Annotated in this window: 18 protein-coding genes; 8 read left to right on the top strand and 10 right to left on the bottom strand. The window is 59.0% G+C overall.

Translation table 11 applies throughout. The annotated features are described in order from the left end of the window. Nucleotides 1-122: 122 nt before the first annotated feature. Nucleotides 123-2045 (bottom strand): esterase EstP, encoded by a 1923-nt coding sequence (gene estP / locus QK296_RS09900; RefSeq protein ID WP_094773860.1) that lies wholly within the window; start codon nucleotides 2043-2045, stop codon nucleotides 123-125. A 412-nt stretch (nucleotides 2046-2457) separates the two neighbouring features. Between estP and QK296_RS09895 the strand changes: the two genes are divergently transcribed. From QK296_RS09895 to QK296_RS09880, 4 genes are all read left to right on the top strand, one after another. Further along, on the top strand, nucleotides 2458-3051 hold the full coding sequence (locus QK296_RS09895) for an aminodeoxychorismate/anthranilate synthase component II (protein ID WP_003194696.1): 594 nt from the start codon (nucleotides 2458-2460) through the stop codon (nucleotides 3049-3051). A 9-nt stretch (nucleotides 3052-3060) separates the two neighbouring features. Then, on the top strand, nucleotides 3061-4110 hold the full coding sequence (trpD, locus tag QK296_RS09890) for an anthranilate phosphoribosyltransferase (RefSeq protein WP_003194694.1): 1050 nt from the start codon (nucleotides 3061-3063) through the stop codon (nucleotides 4108-4110). Then, the gene (trpC, locus tag QK296_RS09885) at nucleotides 4107-4943 is read left to right on the top strand and encodes an indole-3-glycerol phosphate synthase TrpC (RefSeq protein ID WP_094773859.1); all 837 of its coding nucleotides are present in this window, start codon (nucleotides 4107-4109) and stop codon (nucleotides 4941-4943) included. Before trpD ends, trpC begins: the two co-directional genes overlap by 4 nt. 79 nt (nucleotides 4944-5022) lie before the next feature. Further along, entirely contained in the window at nucleotides 5023-5718 is a 696-nt protein-coding gene (locus QK296_RS09880) for a lipoate--protein ligase family protein (protein ID WP_003194690.1), read from the top strand. Here the strand turns inward: QK296_RS09880 and crp are convergent. Beyond that, nucleotides 5715-6359: a cAMP-activated global transcriptional regulator CRP gene (crp, locus tag QK296_RS09875; protein WP_003194688.1), complete on the bottom strand. Its 645-nt coding sequence runs from the start codon at nucleotides 6357-6359 to the stop codon at nucleotides 5715-5717. The genes QK296_RS09880 and crp overlap by 4 nt on opposite strands. A gap of 246 nt (nucleotides 6360-6605) precedes the next feature. Here crp and QK296_RS09870 point away from each other — a divergent pair, with 246 nt between their 5' ends. Continuing rightward, entirely contained in the window at nucleotides 6606-7028 is a 423-nt protein-coding gene (locus QK296_RS09870) for an OsmC family protein (protein WP_003194686.1), read from the top strand. A gap of 47 nt (nucleotides 7029-7075) precedes the next feature. Here QK296_RS09870 and coq7 read toward each other — a convergent pair whose 3' ends face one another. The 6 genes from coq7 to hemJ all read right to left on the bottom strand — a co-directional run bounded on the left by coq7 (nucleotide 7076) and on the right by hemJ (nucleotide 11482). Then, nucleotides 7076-7723, bottom strand: a complete 648-nt coding sequence (gene coq7 / locus QK296_RS09865; protein ID WP_003194684.1) for a 2-polyprenyl-3-methyl-6-methoxy-1,4-benzoquinone monooxygenase — start codon at nucleotides 7721-7723, stop codon at nucleotides 7076-7078. An 85-nt stretch (nucleotides 7724-7808) separates the two neighbouring features. Beyond that, on the bottom strand, nucleotides 7809-8147 hold the full coding sequence (locus tag QK296_RS09860) for a histidine triad nucleotide-binding protein (RefSeq protein ID WP_003194682.1): 339 nt from the start codon (nucleotides 8145-8147) through the stop codon (nucleotides 7809-7811). A 44-nt stretch (nucleotides 8148-8191) separates the two neighbouring features. After that, a complete protein-coding gene (locus QK296_RS09855) occupies nucleotides 8192-8980 on the bottom strand; it encodes an SDR family oxidoreductase (protein WP_003194680.1) in 789 nt (262 codons plus the stop codon). A 61-nt stretch (nucleotides 8981-9041) separates the two neighbouring features. Further along, nucleotides 9042-9998 (bottom strand): DUF805 domain-containing protein, encoded by a 957-nt coding sequence (locus QK296_RS09850; protein ID WP_034133889.1) that lies wholly within the window; start codon nucleotides 9996-9998, stop codon nucleotides 9042-9044. A 68-nt stretch (nucleotides 9999-10066) separates the two neighbouring features. Beyond that, complete coding sequence (locus tag QK296_RS09845; RefSeq protein WP_120247562.1) at nucleotides 10067-11029, bottom strand: nitronate monooxygenase family protein; 963 nt, start codon at nucleotides 11027-11029, stop codon at nucleotides 10067-10069. A gap of 24 nt (nucleotides 11030-11053) precedes the next feature. After that, on the bottom strand, nucleotides 11054-11482 hold the full coding sequence (gene hemJ / locus QK296_RS09840) for a protoporphyrinogen oxidase HemJ (protein WP_003194674.1): 429 nt from the start codon (nucleotides 11480-11482) through the stop codon (nucleotides 11054-11056). Between the two features lie 134 nt (nucleotides 11483-11616). Between hemJ and argC the strand changes: the two genes are divergently transcribed. Next, a complete protein-coding gene (argC, locus tag QK296_RS09835) occupies nucleotides 11617-12651 on the top strand; it encodes an N-acetyl-gamma-glutamyl-phosphate reductase (RefSeq protein ID WP_003194672.1) in 1035 nt (344 codons plus the stop codon). A 165-nt stretch (nucleotides 12652-12816) separates the two neighbouring features. Then, the gene (erpA, locus tag QK296_RS09830) at nucleotides 12817-13167 is read left to right on the top strand and encodes an iron-sulfur cluster insertion protein ErpA (RefSeq protein WP_003176443.1); all 351 of its coding nucleotides are present in this window, start codon (nucleotides 12817-12819) and stop codon (nucleotides 13165-13167) included. Between the two features lie 65 nt (nucleotides 13168-13232). On the opposite strand, the gene QK296_RS09825 is transcribed toward erpA, so the two are convergent. Together QK296_RS09825 and QK296_RS09820 are read right to left on the bottom strand one after the other, a co-directional pair. Beyond that, nucleotides 13233-14324, bottom strand: coding sequence for an anhydro-N-acetylmuramic acid kinase (locus QK296_RS09825; RefSeq protein WP_282390866.1), 1092 nt, complete (start codon nucleotides 14322-14324; stop codon nucleotides 13233-13235). 3 nt (nucleotides 14325-14327) lie between these two features. Next, entirely contained in the window at nucleotides 14328-15734 is a 1407-nt protein-coding gene (locus QK296_RS09820; RefSeq protein ID WP_034133885.1) for a peptidoglycan DD-metalloendopeptidase family protein, read from the bottom strand. A gap of 209 nt (nucleotides 15735-15943) precedes the next feature. On the opposite strand from QK296_RS09820, the gene tyrS reads away from it, so the two are divergent. Further along, nucleotides 15944-17143: a tyrosine--tRNA ligase gene (gene tyrS, locus QK296_RS09815; RefSeq protein WP_003194666.1), complete on the top strand. Its 1200-nt coding sequence runs from the start codon at nucleotides 15944-15946 to the stop codon at nucleotides 17141-17143. The last annotated feature ends 155 nt before the right edge of the window (nucleotides 17144-17298 follow it).

The following is a 17298-nucleotide window of genomic DNA, read 5'->3' as shown; positions in this document are numbered from 1 at the left end:
AGCTGGAATAAAAAATGTGGGAGCGGGCTTGCCCGCGATGGCGGTGTGTCACTTGAGCTATTCAGTGACTGATCCACCGCTATCGCAGGCAAGCCAGCTCCCACATTTATTTTGCGCAGTATTTAGAAATCCAGACTGACTCCGACATTGATGCCTTGCTGGGTCAAGTTGTCATCCCTCCTCACGTTATACGCCGCCCGCAACGCCAGGTCCTGAGTCAGCTTGTGGCTGACACCCAGGCTCAAGCGGTCAGAGTTACTGCGAGGCGTATACCCGTCCAGTTTGAAGTCGATCCCCTGCACGCTGTTGAGCGAAATGTTCACCTTCTGGGTGTCATTTTCAAACTCATGCTCGTGGGCCACTTCGCCAAAGACCTGGGTTTGCGGCGTGATGCGGTAACTGCCTTGCAGGCCGACGCCCAGGCGCTTGGAGTCGCGTTGTTGATCATCAAAGGTCAGAGCGGTGGAGCGGCTGCTTTTTTCCGAGTAGCCATTGACTTCAACCCGCGCGTAATCGGCGCTGATGAATGGCGACAGGTGCCAGTCGCTGCCCGGTGCGGCGATGTCATACCCCACGCGGCCGCTCAGGGCCCAGAGCCAGCCATCGGTGTCACCTTTCTCCGAGCCTTCGCTGACACCCAGGGCAAACTTGCGTTTGAGGCTGTCAAAGTCCAGCTTGCCGCCGGTCAATGCGGCATCGGCCCACCAGTGGTTCTGCTGATACTGAGCGAATGCCGTGCCCATATAGCTGTTGAGCTTGTAGTCCGAATCATTGGCACCGGCTTCGAGTGTCTGCCGATACAGGCCGGCGGCAACACCCACGCGCCAGCTCTCATCGAGCCGGTAGCTGCCACCGATATTCAGGTTGTAGCCGCTGCCGTCGCCACTGGCCGAGCTGCTCTGATCATCGAAATCCAGGCGTTGGCCGCCACCGGCCACTATGGCGCGCCATTGGCCGACGGCTTGCCAACTGCCGTTGTCTGCTTGCCATTGGTTGCGCAACTCGTCTTGATGCGCCCGCAATGTGCCTTGGGCCATTTCCGGCAGCAAGGTCAGTTCCCACGGCGCGGCGAGTAGCGAATAGGCGTAGTCGGCAATCAAGCGTTGCCCGGCCACGGTAGGGTGGACCGAGTCGTTGTAGATCAGCTTGGTTGGGTCCGGGTTGGTGCCGCCGATGCCATAGGTTGGGTTGGCGGTGCAACTGTTACCGCTGAAGCAGGTGCCGGTCAGGTTCTGCCCGGTGGCGAGGCCGAAGCGGGCCGGATCGACGAAAGCCTCGTTCAACAACAGCGGGATGTTCAGCGGGATAACCTGCGCATCCACTTGTGACAGGCGCTGTACCAGGGACTGGTTGAAAATACTGCTCAGGGCCGAGGTCGCTGCTTGCTGTGGGGTGCCGTTGATGGCCGGCGTCAGCCCCAGGTCGGGTAGCATCCATACCATGATGTAACGAGCGCCGGCTTGTTGCAGAGCCTGGGCGCTGTCCGCCAGCCTGCCACCGGCGGCGACCGCTTGAGCGGGGCTGAGGACCCGGCCTTGCAGGAAGTCATTGCCACCACCGGAAAGGAAGTAGAGCGCGTTCGGGTCGGCTCTCCCACCATTGGCCGGCAGATAGCCCTGCCGGCTGCGCAACACAGTGCCGGCCCCGGGGTTGCCTGGGGGAATCGCAGCATCAGAGACTGAGGTAATAGAGTCGAGGATATTGTCGGTACGGTAGCCACCCACTGCCCAGTTGTTTCCGTCTGGCAAACCCTGGGCTGCGCGGACCGGTGAGGTGGAGGCATTCAGGTCGTTGGGGGCGACGCCCAGTTTCGCGCCCAGCAGGGTCGATGAGACTAGGCCGTACTCACCCTGGAAGGTCGGCCCGGTGCGGTTGGTAAAGCGCAATGTGGCGCCGGCCGAACCGTCGGGGAACTGGCCTGCATCCGCCAGGCTGTCGCCGAAAACCACCATGGTTGAATAAGGTGACGGGGCTGCGAACGCCTGGGCGCAGGCCAATGACAGGAGGCAGCCGGCAAGGGGCGCGAAAAACGCTGGTCTGAGCATGCAAGATTCCATTGGGTTGTTTTTATGTCGGAAGTGAAACACTAGCAAAATTTCTGGCATTTTCTGTAGGGAAATCCGGAATCTGCCTACGTTGCATCCCCGTATTTGCGGCTCCATATTGCACCGCTGGCGAGCCTACGTTACTGTGCCTGAACGTATGAATGAGACCCTCCCCGTGTTGATCATCAGCAAACTCTTGATGCGAGTAGTCAAGGCACACGCCCGTTGGCGTTGGCGCGCCTGACATTTTTCTCTGCCGGCCTGGCCGGACCTGTACCGATTTGCCTTCTTCACCCGTTGTCTGACGCCCCTTGCCAACTCACCCTGGCAACCGGAACGTGCGTCTGGCAGCGGGTCACACGCTTGGAAGGCGGTCATTTGAAATCAGTGAATTCAAGAGGTTTGAACCCACATGTTGCTGATGATTGATAACTACGACTCCTTTACCTACAACGTTGTGCAGTACCTGGGCGAGCTGGGTGCCGAGGTCAAGGTGGTGCGCAACGATGAACTCAGCGTTGCCGAAATCGCCGCGTTGAACCCCGAGCGCATCGTCGTCTCACCTGGCCCGTGCACGCCCACCGAGGCGGGCATCTCTCTGGAAGCTATCCAGTACTTCGCCGGCAAACTGCCGATCCTGGGCGTCTGCCTGGGGCACCAGTCGATCGGCCAGGCGTTTGGCGGTGATGTGGTGCGCGCGCGCGAGGTTATGCACGGCAAGACCAGCCCGGTGTTCCATCGCGACCTGGGTGTGTTCCATGGCCTGAACCTGCCGGTGACCGTGACCCGTTACCACTCACTGGTGGTCAAGCGTGAAACCTTGCCCGAATGCCTGGAGCTGACCGCCTGGACCCAATTGGAAGACGGCTCGGTCGACGAGATCATGGGCCTGCGCCACAAGACACTGAACATCGAAGGGGTGCAATTTCACCCTGAATCAATCCTGACCGAGCAGGGCTACGAGCTGTTCGCCAACTTTCTCAAGCAGAGCGGCGGCACGCGCTAAGGACTTTTCATGGATATCAAGACTGCCCTGAGCCGTATCGTCGGCCATCTGGACCTGAGCACCGCGGAAATGAGCGATGTGATGCGCGAGATCATGACCGGTCAATGCACCGATGCTCAGATCGGCGCTTTTATGATGGCGATGCGCATGAAGAGCGAAAGCATCGACGAAATCGTCGGTGCGGTGTCGGTGATGCGTGAGCTGGCGGACAAGGTCGAACTCAAGACCCTCGACGGCGTGGTCGATGTGGTGGGTACTGGTGGTGACGGTGCGAATATTTTCAACGTGTCGACCGCCTCATCCTTCGTGGTGGCCGCCGCTGGTTGCACCGTCGCCAAGCACGGTAACCGGGCAGTGTCTGGCAAGAGCGGCAGTGCCGACTTGCTGGAAGCGGCCGGTATTTACCTGAACCTCACGCCGGTGCAAGTAGCGCGCTGCATTGACAGCGTTGGCATTGGCTTCATGTTTGCCCAGTCCCATCACGGCGCGATGAAGCACGCTGCCGGCCCGCGCAAGGACCTTGGCCTGCGTACCCTGTTCAACATGCTCGGCCCGCTTACGAATCCGGCCGGTGTGAAGCACCAAGTGGTGGGTGTGTTCAGCCAGGCGCTGTGCCGGCCGTTGGCCGAAGTCTTGCAGCGCTTGGGCAGCAAGCATGTGCTGGTGGTGCATTCCAAGGATGGCCTCGACGAATTCAGCCTGGCGGCGCCGACCTTTGTGGCGGAGCTCAAGAACGACGAGGTCACCGAATATTGGGTCGAGCCCGAAGACCTGGGTATGAAAAGCCAGAGCCTGCACGGCCTGGCGGTGGAAAGCCCGGCGGCTTCGTTGGAGCTGATTCGTGATGCCCTGGGGCGTCGCAAGACCGAAAACGGTCAGAAAGCTGCGGAAATGATTGTGCTCAATGCTGGCGCAGCCCTTTACGCCGCCGACCACGCCTATAGTCTCAAGGAAGGTGTCGCCTTGGCCCACGATGCGCTGCACACCGGCCTGGCTCGTGAGAAGCTCGAAGAGCTGGGAGCATTCACCGCCGTATTCAAGATGGAGAATGAAGGATGAGTGTGCCAACCGTTCTGGAAAAGATCCTGGCCCGCAAGGCTGAAGAAGTGGCCGAGCGCCGCGCCCGTGTGAGCCTGGCCGAGTTGGAAGCGCAGGCTAAAAGCGCCGAGGCGCCACGCGGCTTTGCCAATGCCTTGATCGCTCAGGCCAAGCTCAAGCAGCCGGCCGTGATCGCCGAGGTCAAAAAGGCTTCGCCGAGCAAAGGGGTGATTCGCGAACACTTTGTACCTGCTGAAATCGCCGCCAGTTATGAGAAGGGTGGGGCGACCTGCCTGTCTGTGCTGACCGATATCGACTACTTCCAGGGTTCCGACCTGTTCCTGCAACAGGCGCGCGCTGCGTGCAAGTTGCCGGTGATTCGCAAGGATTTCATGGTTGACCCTTACCAGATCGTTGAAGCGCGTGCCCTGGGCGCTGACTGTGTGCTGCTGATCGTTTCCGCGCTGGATGACGTGAAGATGGCCGAGCTGGCGGCCGTGGCCAAAAGCGTCGGCCTGGATGTGTTGGTTGAAGTGCACGACGGCGACGAGCTGGAGCGCGCATTGAAGACCCTCGATACTCCGCTGGTGGGCGTCAACAACCGTAACCTGCATACCTTCGACGTCAGTCTGGAAACCACCCTCGACCTGCTGCCGCGTATCCCTCGCGATCGTCTGGTGATTACCGAAAGTGGCATCGTCAACCGCGCCGATGTGGAGTTGATGGAAATCAGCGGCGTGTACTCGTTCCTGGTAGGCGAGACCTTTATGCGCGCCGAGAACCCGGGGGCGGAGTTGCAGCGTTTGTTCTTCCCGGAGCGCGGTACGACGATCAGCGGTTCGACGTTGGATTGATTTGAAATACGCTCGAAACTGTGGGAGCAGGCAAGCCAGCTCCCACATTAGGTTTTGTGTTTATTCAGGTAGGTGTTCGATGCTCCAGCCCGTGATCATGACTGTCGAAGCAGGCCTTGCCGCCGAGCAAGACCTATTGGCAGCCGTTTGCGCGGGGGAGCAAGAGTTCGGATTGCTGTTCTGGCAGCCCAGTGACCAAGCGCTGGTCATGCCGCGCCGTTTGAGCCGGTTGCCGGCATTCGAGGCGGCGAGCCAGGTCTCGGCCGATGCGGGTTGGCCGGTATTGCTGCGTGAAACCGGCGGTGAGCCGGTGCCGCAGTCCGGCGCCACGGTCAATATCGCCCTGGTCTATGCCCCGCCGCGCAGTGAAGGCGACCAGGGGCGTATCGAAACCGGCTATCGGCGCTTGTGCCAACCGATCTGTGATCTGTTGATCGAGTTGGGCGGCGATGCGTCCGTCGGCGAAATTGACGGTGCCTTTTGCGACGGCCGTTACAACGTCAACCTCAATGGCCGCAAAATGGTGGGCACTGCCCAGCGTTGGCGGCAAAGCGGTGGCCGCCCGGTCGGGTTGGTGCATGGGGCGATGTTGCTGGAAAATGATCGTGAGGAATTGATTGCGGCGGTCAACCGCTTCAATCAAGCCTGCGGCTTGGAGCAGCGGGTTCGCGCCGATAGCCATATCGCACTGCACGAAGCGTTTCCCGCACCGGATGCGATCAGTCGGCTCGACATCTTGTACCGGCAGATGCTGGCTGGCTTCCTGCCGGTTTAACGGGTACCGAACACCACCATCGTCTTGCCTTTGACGTGCACCAGGTTGCGTTCTTCCAAGTCCTTGAGCACGCGGCCGACCATTTCCCGCGAACACCCGACAATACGTCCGATCTCTTGGCGCGTGACTTTGATCTGCATGCCGTCGGGATGGGTCATGGCATCGGGTTGCTTGCATAGCTCCAGCAGGCAGCGAGCGACGCGACCGGTGACATCAAAGAACGCCAGATCGCCGACTTTGCGCGTGGTGTCACGCAGGCGCTGGGCGATCTGTCCGCTCAGGGCATACAAGATATCCGGATCATGCTGGGCCAGTTCGCGAAATTTCGAATAGCTGATCTCGGCCACTTCGCATTCAACTTTGGTCCTTACCCAAGCGCTGCGTTCCTGCTCTTTGCCTGCTTGTTCAAACAGGCCCAGCTCCCCGAAGAAATCCCCGGTGTTGAGGTAGGCAATGATCATCTCACGGCCATCTTCATCCTCGATCAGGATGGTGACCGAGCCCTTGATAATGAAGAACAGGGTTTCTGAACGCTCGCCGGCGCAGATGATGTTGTGCTTGGCCGGATGACGCCGGCGCTGGCAATGCAACAGCAGCTTGTCGAGGTTCTTGATCTTGGGTGTGGGAGTAAGAGCAACCATGGTTGTATCCCGAAAAGACTGCGCGGTGTAGTGGGCGTTGTTTTTATCCAGCGGCATCTCATTGATAGACGCTGTACAAGTCATGGCAATGCGCCATTCATTTGGCGCCAGCTTACCAGACACCTTCTGTCACGATTAGCCAATTTACCGGGCAAACGCTGTCATTTATCGAATTTATGCAGGGCGCTGCTGTTTCAAAGCCCTGTGCTAAGCTGGCGACCCTTTTTTAGCAGTGGAGTCTGGGCGATGAAGGCACGCATCCAATGGGCGGGCGAAGCCATGTTCCTCGGTGAGTCGGGCAGCGGCCACGTGGTGGTCATGGACGGTCCGCCGGAAGCCGGCGGGCGTAACCTGGGTGTACGCCCGATGGAAATGTTGCTGCTGGGTGTGGGCGGTTGCAGCAATTTTGACGTGGTCAGCATCTTGAAGAAGTCGCGCCAGGCCGTGGAAAGCTGTGAAGCCTTCCTGGAAGCCGAACGCGCCACTGAAGACCCCAAGGTTTTTACCAAGATCCATATGCATTTCGTGGTCAAGGGCCGGGCGCTGAAAGAAGCCCAGGTCAAGCGTGCCATCGAGCTGTCGGCCGAGAAGTACTGCTCAGCATCGATCATGCTGGGGGCGGCGGGCGTGGTCATTACCCACGACTACGAAATCATCGAGCTGGGTTGATTGCAGCAGGCAAAAGAAAGGGCGCTTTGGGCGCCCTTTTTTTCGGTTCAGATTCGATAGGTGCTTTTGGTCATGACCTTGGCCAACAGGCTCATGCCGAACCGTACCGGGGCTGGAAAGCGGAAGCCTCCCGCGTCCAGCGCGCTTTCTGCATGGTGTTCTTCGTCGATGCGCATCTGCTCAAGAATGGCCCGGGACTTTTCGTCTTCGGCCGGTAGTTGCTCCAGGTGTTCATCCAGGTGCTTGCACACCTGATGTTCTGTCGCGGCCACAAACCCCAGGCTGACTTTGTCGCTGATCAGCCCGGCAGCCGCGCCGATACCAAACGACAAGCCATAAAACAGTGGGTTGAGCACGCTGGGATGGCTGCCCAACTGGCGGATGCGTTGTTCGCACCAGGCCAGGTGGTCGATCTCTTCCTCGGCCGCATGCTCCATCGCCGTGCGTACCTGCGGCAATTTGGCGGTCAGCGCCTGGCCCTGGTACAACGCCTGGGCACAGACTTCACCGGTATGGTTGATGCGCATCAGGCCAGCGACGTGTCGAGTGTCGGTCTCGCTTAGCTGTACATCTGGCTGCACGATGGCGGGCGATGGACGGTAGGGCTGGCCGCTGAACGGCAGCAGGGTGCGCATGGCCATGTCGGCTTGCAGCAACAGACGGTCAATCGGCGAGTAGTGACGTTGGGTAGTCATGCTGACCTCCGGGAAGAATCTCGGCGGCCAGTTTACCGCAAGAGAGCGTCCAGCGTTTGTGCTGAGTCAATTTGCCCCTGTGCACTCAGCCCGGCGGCCAGTTCATCTGGCGCTGACCCAGCACGTGCATATGAATGTGGTAAACGGTTTGCCCGCCGTCTTCATTGCAGTTCATCACCACGCGAAAGCCTTTTTCGCAGCCTTGTTCCACGGCCAGGCGCTGGGCGGTGAACAGGATATGGCCGGCCAGCGCCTTATCGTCTTCGGTCAAGTCGTTGAGGGTACGAATGGGCTTTTTCGGGATAACCAGGAAATGCACTGGCGCCTGCGGGGCGATATCGTGAAAAGCCAGGACTTGGTCATCTTCATAGATGATCTTCGCCGGTATTTCTCTGTTGATGATCTTGGTGAACAGAGTATCCACAGCCGTTTCTCCATCGTGAAAGTTAGGTGAGTGTACCCAGGCCGTCAGCGTGGGCAATAGGCCTTGTTGATGGCGCCGGCAATTTTGCGGGTCAGCCAGCGCGGGCTCAGGCGTGGGCTGAACGTCAGCCAACGGTTGCGGCGCCCGGGAATGATGATGGCTTTGTTCTTTTCCAGTGCGCGTACGGTGTAGAGCGCGACTTCTTCCGGGCTCATCAGTTGCTGGCTGCGGTCGAGTTTCGCCGTATCCATCTGTGCAGTGCCGAAGAATGCGGTGCGCGTAGGGCCGGGGCACAGCACTGACACCTTGATGCCGCAGGTCTTCAATTCTTCGCGCAACCCTTCGGAGAAGTGCAGCACGTAGGCTTTGCTGGCGTAGTAGCTGCTCATCCACGGCCCGGGCTGGAAGGCGGCGACGGAAGCAACGTTGAGGATTTGCCCACCGCCATGCAGGGCCATGGCATTGCCGAGTGCGTGGCACATGCGGGTCAGGGCCAGGATGTTGACTTCGATGAGGTCCTGCTCGGTCATCCAGTCCTGGGCCAGGAACGGCCCGCTGGTGCCGATGCCGGCGCAGTTGACCAGCAGGTCGATCTGCCGCTCACCCTCTTCGAGTTCCAGCAAAAAGCCGGACAAACGCAGCGGTTCGCCCAGGTCACAGGCACGAAACAGCACCTCGACGCCGAAGCGTTGGGTCAATTCCAATGCAATGCTTTCCAACTGATCACGCTGGCGGGCCACCAGAATCAAGCTGCGGCCGCGCCGTGCCAAGGCTTCGGCCAATGCCAGGCCGATGCCGCTGGAGGCGCCGGTGATCAGAGCGTAACGGGTCATGCCTTTCTCCATCGCAACGCCGCCGGCCCATGACAGTGCGTCACAGGCGGCGGGCGTTTCTTCACTGTTCTGGAGAGTCTACAGGTTCGGCTGCATCGTCAGCACTTTGCGCTGCGGCTTCATCAACGATAACGCTTTGATCGGCGTCTGCATCGGAGGTGATGGAGCTGCTTTCGTAGCTGCTGTCCATGTTGGCTTCAAGCTGGTCCAGGTAGCCGTTCATGCCCAGGGTAACAACGATGATGAGCATCAAAGGAATGAACGCCAGCCACAGCGAGGCCAGGATTTTCACCGCAGTAGAGTTGCGCGGTGGTGGCGCGCCGTATTGGTTGGCGCCCGTGTTGCCCGGCAATACCAGCAACAGCAGAGGGAACACACTGTTCACCAGCGGAACCAGGTTGAGCAGGTACAGCCAGCCAGACCAGCCCAGGTCATGCAGGCGCTGCACGCCGATTTGCACGCTCACCACTACCAGTGCCACAAACAGCGCGAAACCCAGCAGTGAGCCAATAATGATGGCGATGGTTGGCGAGGCTGTCGCCACCGCGAAGCCCACCGTACTGATGATGCCCGCTGCCACCAACATCGCGACGGTCAGTGCCAGCGTCCAGGCCAGGTAGCGCAGGCGCCCGATGCGCCCGTGGATGGTGAAGACCTTGAGGGTTGCGAACTCCGGCAGGTCGTCGCCAACGGCAGCGCGTGGGGGAGCATAAGGTGAGGCGGCGGCGCGGTCAGCGGTTGACGAGCTTGTTTCGTGGGTTTCTGCCAGGCTGAATGCCACAGGTTGTTCGGCCTCGATGCGAGCGTCGACCCCGGCGTTGTGCAGTGCCGTGAGGTAAGTTTGCGCGTCGGGGTGGGACAGGTCGCGCTTGAGCGCGACGGGGCGGCCGGTGAAGAGCTTTTCGATCGCTTCAACATCGCTTTTGAATAACTCGGCGAGGTTCAGCTTAGCGGTGGTGCTTTCGACACCTGGGCGCAAGGCTCCGTCAAACACAATCTTGAAACGGCTGTCGCTCATGCGGGCATCCTTGTCACTTAATCAGGGAGAGTATGCAGGCCTGTCCAGTTGGCAGGCCCGGCAATGTGTCAGCGTGGCCAGCGCAGTTGCGCGGCGTGCTCGCGTGCTTTGCGGTATTCGGCATCCAGGCGCGCTATGAGCTCATCCACAGTGGGTACATCATTGATCTCACCGACGCCTTGGCCAGCAGACCATACAGTTTTCCACGCTTTGGCTTCATCGCTCAATGGCTTGAGCTTGGAACCGAAGTTGACTTCACCTTTGCCTTGAAGCGCAGCAAGGTCAAAACCGGCATTTTCCAGGCTCTGGCGCATGAAGCTTGCAGGTACGCCGGAGACTGCTGGAGTGTGCACGATGTCGGCGGCGCGCGATGTGAGCAGCATCTCCTTATAGGCATCCGGTGCCTGGCTTTCGGCGGTGCCGATAAAGCGCGTGCCGAAATAAGCGAGGTCTGCCCCCAGCACCTGGGCGGCGAGGATTTCGTGCCCATGGTTAAGGCAGCCCGCCAGCAGCAGGGTTTTGTCGAAGAACTGGCGAATTTCGGCAATCAGTGAAAAGGGGCTCCAGGTGCCAGCGTGGCCACCTGCGCCAGCGGCTACGGCAATGAGGCCGTCGACGCCCGCTTCAGCGGCTTTCTCGGCATGGCGTCGGGTGGTGACGTCATGAAATACCAGGCCGCCGTAGCTGTGAACGGCATCTACCAATTCCTTTACCGCACCGAGGCTGGTGATGACGATGGGCACCTTGTGTTCGACACAAATCGCCAGGTCGGCCTCCAGCCGTGGATTGCTGTTATGCACGATCAGGTTCACGGCATAGGGCGCAGGGTTGTCCAGCTGCGCCAAGCCCGCTTCGATTTCTTCCAACCAGGCCTTGAAGCCACTGCTTTCGCGTTGGTTGAGCGCCGGGAAACTGCCAACTACCCCGTTGCGGCAGCAGGCCAGGACCAGTTGCGGATTGGAGATCAGAAACATCGGCGCGGCCACCACGGGCAGGCGCAGACGTTGTTCCAGCAGAGCGGGCAGCGACATTGGAGGTTCCCCGAGTAATTGAAGTTAGAACGGTTTGACCACGACCAAAATTACGATAGCCAGCAATATCAGAACCGGGACTTCATTGAACCAGCGATAAAAGACATGGCTGCGGGTGTTTTCGCCACGGGCGAAGCGCTTTACCTGTGCGCCGCACATGTGATGGTAGCCAATCAGCAGGACGACCAGGGTCAGCTTGGCGTGGATCCAGGCGCCCGACTGGAAAATGCCGGGGTTGAGGGCCAGCATCCAGATGCCGAAGACCAGTGTGGCAACCATCGCCGGGCCCATGATGCCCCGGTACAACTTGCGCTCCATGATGCTGAAACGTTCCTTGCTGACGGTGTCTTCGCTTTGGGCGTGGTAGACGAACAGGCGCGGCAGGTAGAACAGCCCGGCAAACCAGCAAACGATGCTGACGATGTGGAAGGCTTTGACCCATAGATAGAGCATTTTAGTTATTCCCAGGTTCACGGTAGCGAAGATAGTAGTGGCTCCTGCGCCCGTACGTCACGTTGACGGTTGTCGCAGGACGATACGGCCCCTATTATCGACGGCTTTCCAGTGGGTTCGTTGAGGGCAGGTTTATGGTCAAGGTCGGTATCGTCGGCGGCACGGGTTACACCGGTGTCGAATTGCTGCGTCTGTTGGCTCAGCATCCGCAAGCTGAGGTGGTGGTTATCACTTCCCGATCCGAAGCCGGGCTGGCCGTGGCCGATATGTACCCCAACTTGCGAGGCCACTATGACGGCCTGGCGTTCAGTGTGCCGGACACTAAGACCCTGGGTGCCTGCGACGTGGTGTTCTTCGCCACGCCTCACGGTGTCGCCCATGCTCTGGCCGGTGAGTTGCTGGCGGCCGGTACGAAGGTTATCGACTTGTCGGCAGACTTCCGTCTGCAAGACGCCGATGAGTGGGCCAAATGGTACGGCCAGCCCCATGGTGCGCCGCAACTGTTGGAAGAGGCGGTTTACGGCTTGCCGGAGGTCAACCGCGAGCAAATCAAGCAAGCACGCCTGATTGCGGTGCCGGGTTGCTATCCGACAGCCACGCAATTGGGTTTCCTGCCATTGCTGGAAGCGGGCTTGGCGGATGTGTCGCGCCTGATCGCCGACTGCAAGTCGGGCGTCAGTGGTGCGGGCCGTGGTGCGGCGGTAGGTTCTCTGTACTCCGAAACGTCGGAAAGCATGAAAGCCTATGCGGTAAAAGGTCATCGGCACTTGCCGGAAATCCGCCAGGGCTTGCGTCGCGCTGCCGGCCAGGATGTGGGGCTGACCTTCGTGCCGCACCTGACGCCGATGATCCGCGGGATTCACTCCACACTGTATGCGACCGTCACCGATCGCTCGGTAGACCTGCAGGCGCTGTTTGAAAAGCGTTATGCCAATGAGCCGTTCGTCGATGTGATGCCGGCCGGTAGCCATCCGGAAACGCGCAGCGTGCGTGGCGCCAATGTGTGCCGTATTGCGGTGCATCGTCCGCAGGATGGCGACCTGGTGGTGGTGTTGTCGGTGATCGACAACTTGGTCAAGGGCGCGTCGGGCCAGGCGGTGCAGAACATGAACATCCTGTTCGGCCTGGACGAGAAGTTGGGCCTGTCCCACGCGGGGATGTTGCCTTAACGCGGGCTTACCGTTGCGCGAAAGGCCCGTTGATCGGGCCTTTTGCATTTTTAATGGCCGCTGGGCAGATTGATATACCGTAACAATAGTTGACCGCTTTTCTAGGAGAAGCGGATAATACCGGCCATTACGCATATGGCGGCGCTACGCCGGGAGATTATCAGCATGAGCGTTGAATCCTTCACCCCCACGGCTTTGCAATTCACCCACGGTGCTGCGCACAAGGTGAAGAGCCTGGTCGATGAAGAGGGTAATGATCGCTTGAAGCTGCGCGTATTCGTTACGGGCGGCGGTTGTTCAGGGTTTCAGTACGGTTTTACCTTCGATGAAGATGTGGCCGATGACGACACTATCGTTGAGCGCGAGGGTGTGAGCCTGGTCGTGGATCCGATGAGCTTCCAATACCTGGCGGGTGCCGAGGTGGATTATCAGGAAGGTCTGGAAGGCTCGCGCTTCGTGATCAAGAACCCTAATGCCACCACGACGTGTGGTTGCGGGTCTTCGTTCTCGATCTGATCGATAGCAGATACAAAAACGCCGCTTGGCTTTTAGGGGCCAAGCGGCGTTTTGCTGTCTGGGGTTCAGGCGGGGTAGATCGCGCCAAGCACTCGAAGCCCACGTGCGCCAGTGACGCTGGGGCGATTGGCGGCAATGCCTTCAAGGCAGCAATGGGCCAGCCAGGCGAAGGCCATTGCCTCTACCCAGTCAGGATCTACGCCGTAGGCCGCTGTAGTGCTGACATGGGTGGAAGGCAGCAGCGCGGTCAGCCGGCTCATCAGTGCCCCGTTATGGGCGCCGCCGCCACAGATCAGCAAGGTTGTTGTGTCAGTCTGGGCGCTTTGCAGGGACTCGACGATGGTCAGGGCCGTCAGCTCCAGCAGGGTGGCCTGCACGTCTTGGGGTTCAAAGGCGGGCAAGCGGCCAAGGTGCTGCTGCAGCCAGGCCAGGTTGAACACCTCTCGGCCCGTGCTTTTCGGGCCCTTGGTCAAGAAAAACGGATCGCTGAGCAACGTGGTGAGCAACTGGGGCTGTACCTTTCCGCTGGCCGCCCATTGCCCGTCCCGATCAAAGTGTTCGCCGCGCTGCAGGTGAATCCAGGCATCGAGCAGCACGTTCCCTGGGCCGCAGTCGAAACCGGCGACAGGCTTGCCCGTCTCGATCAGGCTGAGGTTGCTGAACCCGCCGATATTCAATACCGCGCGATTGCCCGTCTGCTCGCCGAACAAGGCTTCATGAAAGGCAGGAACCAAAGGAGCGCCTTGGCCGCCGGCAGCGACATCGCGGCTGCGGAAATCGCTGACGACGGTGATGCCTGTGAGTTCGGTGAGGAGGGCAGGGTTGCCGACTTGAACAGTAAAACCTCGGGCGGGTTCATGGCGAATCGTCTGGCCATGGCTGCCAATCGCCCGAATGTCCTGAGGCTTGAGGTTCTGTTGATCCAGCAAGGAGTGGATGCCTTGAGCCGCAAGCGTTACCCACTGCTGCTGGGCAATTGCCGAGCGGGCGATTTCATCCGGACCACTGGCGCATAGGCTCAGCAGTTCTGTGCGCAAGGCGTCAGGCATTGGGATATAGCGGGTGGCGATCAGATTGATCGCCGCGCCTTGTTCGATTAGGGCGATATCCAGGCCGTCGAGGCTGGTCCCGGACATCACGCCGATATAGAGCGGCATACCTTAACGCTTCGCCGAAGCCAGCAAGGTGGAGCGCTCTTGATCCATCCGTGCCATCAGCGGCTGGCTCTGTTGCATGAAGCGCGCGCGTTCGGCCTTGGCAATCGGGTCGGCCATCGGCAGCTTCTGGCCCAATGGGTCGACGTGTACGCCGTTGACCTGGAACTCGTAGTGCAAGTGCGGGCCGGTGGAGAGGCCGGTGGTACCGATGTAGCCGATCACTTGGCCCTGTTTCACGTTGCCGCCTGTCTTGACGCCCTTGGCGAACCCTTGCATGTGACCATACAGCGTACGGTAAGTGTTGCCGTGCTGAATGATCACCGTATTGCCGTAACCACCACGGCGCCCCGCCAACAAGACCTTGCCGTCGCCCGCCGCCTTGATTGGCGTGCCACGCGGCGCGGCATAGTCGACGCCCTTGTGTGCGCGAATTTTGTTCAGAATTGGATGCTTGCGGCCCATGGAGAAACGCGAGCTAATACGGGCAAAGTCAACGGGTGTACGGATGAAGGCCTTGCGCATGCTGTTGCCATCAGCCGTGTAGTAGCTGCTGTTGCCTTGTTTGTTGGTGTAGCGCACGGCGGTGTAGGTTTTGCCACGGTTTGTGAAGCGTGCAGAAAGAATGTTGCCAGTGCCGACCACTTTTCCGTTGGCTACTTTCTGTTCGTAGATCACGTCGAATTCGTCGCCTTGACGGATGTCCTGGGCGAAGTCGATGTCGTAGCCAAATACGCTGGCCATGTCCATGGTCATGCTATGCGACAGGCCCGCACGCGCGGCCGACTGCGACAGGGAGCTGTTGATCACGCCATGTACGTAGGCGGAACGCATGACGGGTTTGGTGGTGATTCTGTTGAATGCGAAGCCTTTGGCGCCTTTGCTCAGGCTGATGCTTTCCAGGTCACTGATGCTGGTGTGCAGGTTGTTCAACTGGCCGTCTGGCGTCAGCTCAAATTCAAGCTTTTGACCACGTTTGAGCTGAGTGAATTGCTTGGCTTGCTTATCGCTGGCGAGCACGTCATTTACAGCGGCGGCAGGCAACCCAACTTTTTCGAACAGGGTCGAGAGTGTGTCGCCTTTGCCCACGATGACTTCGCGATGCTGGGGACTCTTGGCTGCTGCAGGTGCTTCCTGGGCGGCTTGCTGGGTGTCTTCGGGTGTGCTTTCGATCTGGGCGAAAGGTGATTCAGTTGCAGTGTTTGTGGCTTGTTGAGCGTCGGAAGCGTCTTGATCTTGTGTCAGTTGTTCAACTGGGCTTTCCAGATCAAGGCTCAGGGATGTTCGTTTGGCTTCAACGTCACTGGAAGGGAATACCAGCAGTGCCAGGCTGAGAAGGGCGGCGATACCACTTGCGGCGAGCAGGTGGGTCTTCGGGTAAAGCGGCGGCGCTTTAGACGGTTCAGTGGTCATAAGTAATTTTGACTTTGAAGATGAAATGGAAAAGATGAATGACATGATGAAGATGAAATAACTGTATAAAATATAACCAAATCATCTGTGGCGCAAGCTCGCGAACGCTGGGCTTGCTGAACGGTGTCCGTGCGCAGGGCAAAACTTGTAATTAGTCCCTGATCTTGTATGGTTGGTTCCCTTTTGAATCTGAGCCTTGCGGGTCTGTTATGAAGTCGGTTGAAGAGCAGCTAGCGCTGATAAAACGTGGTGCGGAAGAACTGTTGGTCGAGTCCGAGCTGATCGAAAAACTCAAGCGTGGCCAACCCCTGCGTATCAAGGCTGGCTTTGATCCGACTGCGCCGGATCTGCACCTGGGTCATACCGTGCTTATTAATAAGCTGCGTCAGTTCCAGGAGCTGGGCCATCAGGTCATCTTCCTTATAGGTGACTTCACTGGGATGATCGGTGATCCGAGCGGCAAGAGCGCTACGCGCCCGCCGCTGACTCGCGAACAGGTGCTCGATAATGCCGAGACCTATAAGACCCAGGTATTCAAGATCCTTGATCCAGCCAAGACCGAGGTGGCGTTCAACTCCACCTGGATGGACAAAATGGGGCCGGCAGATTTCATTCGCCTGACTTCCCAGTACACCGTGGCGCGCATGCTTGAGCGCGACGACTTCGACAAGCGCTACTCGACCAATCAGCCAATCGCCATCCATGAGTTCCTTTATCCGCTGGTTCAGGGGTACGACTCGGTGGCGCTGCGTGCGGATGTCGAGCTGGGTGGCACCGATCAGAAGTTCAACCTGCTGATGGGGCGTGAATTGCAGCGCGCCTATGGTCAGGAGGCTCAGTGCATTCTGACCATGCCATTGCTGGAGGGCTTGGATGGCGTCAAGAAGATGTCCAAGTCCCTGGGTAACTATGTCGGTATCCAGGAAGCGCCGGGTGTGATGTACGGCAAGCTGGTGTCTATTCCGGATGCACTGATGTGGCGCTACTTCGAGTTGTTGAGCTTCCGCTCGATGGACGAAATCAATGCGCTGCGTGCGGATGTCGAGGCGGGCGCTAATCCTCGGGATGTGAAGATTAAGCTGGCTGAAGAAATCGTTGCGCGCTTCCATGGTGAGGAGGCTGCGGCCAGCGCTCACCGTGCGGCAGGTAATCGCATGAAAGATGGCGAGCTGCCTGACGATCTGCCCGAGATTGAGCTGACTGCTGCCGAGGCGATGCCGATTGCCGCTGTGCTTAATAAAGCTGGCCTGGTGAAGAATTCAGCGGTCGCGCGTGATCTTTTGGGGTCCGGCGGTGTGCGTATAGATGGTGAGGTGGTTGATCGCACCTTTATATACGAGCTGGGCGCCACTCACGTTTGCCAGGCGGGCAAGAAGGCATTTGCGCGAATTACGCTCAAATCCGAATAAGTCTGAAATAGATGTTGACGGCGAATTATATCTGTCTATAATTCGCCCCACTTCCGGCGCAGTCGAAACGGAAAACTCCTTGATAAACAATGAGTTACGAAGTTCTCGACAGCAAGTTGCTTCAGTTCATCGAAGCCAAAAGGAAGTTGAAAAAG

The sequence above is a fragment of the Pseudomonas sp. AL10 genome, assembly GCF_029960685.1.
GTDB lineage: Bacteria > Pseudomonadota > Gammaproteobacteria > Pseudomonadales > Pseudomonadaceae > Aquipseudomonas > Aquipseudomonas lactis.
Note: the sequence above shows the minus strand (reverse complement) of the source record. Positions and strands in the feature narration are given on the sequence as shown.